The organism is Mycolicibacillus koreensis (assembly GCF_002104795.1).
GTDB lineage: Bacteria > Actinomycetota > Actinomycetes > Mycobacteriales > Mycobacteriaceae > Mycobacterium > Mycobacterium koreense.
In genome coordinates this window covers 1-1,448 of sequence record NZ_NCXO01000105.1, presented here as the reverse complement: position 1 = coordinate 1,448, position 1,448 = coordinate 1, and the positions used below count along the sequence as shown (strand labels likewise).

1 protein-coding gene is annotated in these 1,448 nt (G+C 67.7%); it reads left to right on the top strand.

Features of this window, described 5'->3' with window-relative positions; genetic code table 11:
• The first annotated feature begins 136 nt into the window (after positions 1-136).
• Positions 137-1,444, top strand: coding sequence for an ISL3 family transposase (locus B8W67_RS20055; RefSeq protein WP_085305927.1), 1,308 nt, complete (start codon positions 137-139; stop codon positions 1,442-1,444).
• Positions 1,445-1,448: the final 4 nt, after the last annotated feature.

Below are 1,448 nucleotides of genomic sequence, written 5' to 3'. Positions count from 1 at the left end.
GGCTCTTCACCACGAACCTGGGAGATGGGGAGTCCGGGCGACACGCCGCGAACGGTGAAATGAACTGATCGTGGGCCTGGGGCTCGCACGATCCGTGATCACGACCAAGATCACACGGATTGTCGAGGAGCCCCAGGTGAGTGCAGACGTTACCGGTTCGGTTGTTGGTGTGCTGTTCGGATTGGACGGGTTTCGGGTGCTGGCAGCAGCCGATGCCGGCGGCGAGGTAGAACTGCTGGTCGAGACCACCGTGTCGGTGGCCCCGTGCCCGGACTGTGGCGCGGTGGCCAAGACCAAGGACCGTCGGCCGGTGTGGGTGCGCGACCTGCCGATCGGCGGGCGACCGGTCGTGGTGTGCTGGCACAAGCGGATCTGGTGTTGTCCACAGGTGTTGTGTCCCAAGAAGACCTGGACCGAGGCACACCCGGCGATCGAGTCCCGGGCGTGTCTGACCGAGCGCGCCCGGGCCTGGGCGTTTGAGCAGGTCGGCGCTCGTGATCACACGGTGGCGCAGGTGGCTTCTGCGCTCGGTGTGGGCTGGGCGACCATCATGCGGATCGTCACCGCCCGCGGTGTGCCGATCATCGACGACCCGGCCCGGCTGGACGACCCGACGGTGATCGGGGTCGATGAGACCGCGTTCCTGCGGGCCACTGGTACCCACCCGACGATGTATGCCACTGGTGTCGCCGACCTGACGCCAGGCCGGCCGGCGCGGCTGTGTGACGTGGTGCCCGGACGCTCCGGTGTGGTGCTGGCCGACTGGCTTTCCGACCGTGATAGCGACTGGAAAGACCAGGTCGCGACCGCGTCGCTGGACCCGTTCCGCGGCTACGCCACCGCGCTGGCAAACCAACTGCCCGACACGGTTCGCGTCCTTGACCCCTTCCACGTCACCAAGCTCGGCCTGACCGTCGTCGACCAGGTACGCCGCCGAGTTCAGCAGGACACCTTCGGACGTCGCGGCCATCGCGACGATCCGCTCTACCGCATCCGTCGCGTCCTGCGCCGGCGTGCCGACCGGCTCTCCAAACGCGCCCGCGACCGGCTGCGCGCCGGCCTGCTCGCCGGCGATCCCGACGGCGAGCTCACTGCGGCCTGGATCATCGCCCAAGATCTGATGCGCTGCTACAAGACCCGCGACACGGCCGCCGCTGCCTCGGTGATCACCGCCGCACGGGACTGCCCGGTTCCCGAGGTCGCCCGCCTGGGACGCACCCTGCACAGCTGGCGCACCGAGTTCCTCGCCCACTTCGCTCACCCCGACGTCTCCAACGGGCCGACCGAGTCGTTGAACCTGAAGATCAAAAACACCAAGCGCACCGCCCGCGGATTCCGCAACTTCGCCAACTACCGGCTGCGCCTGCTTCTCAACCACGGCCGGATACTCCACAATCAACAACCATCACGGATCAGAACCCGCAGACCCAGGTTGGTGGCGTAGAGCC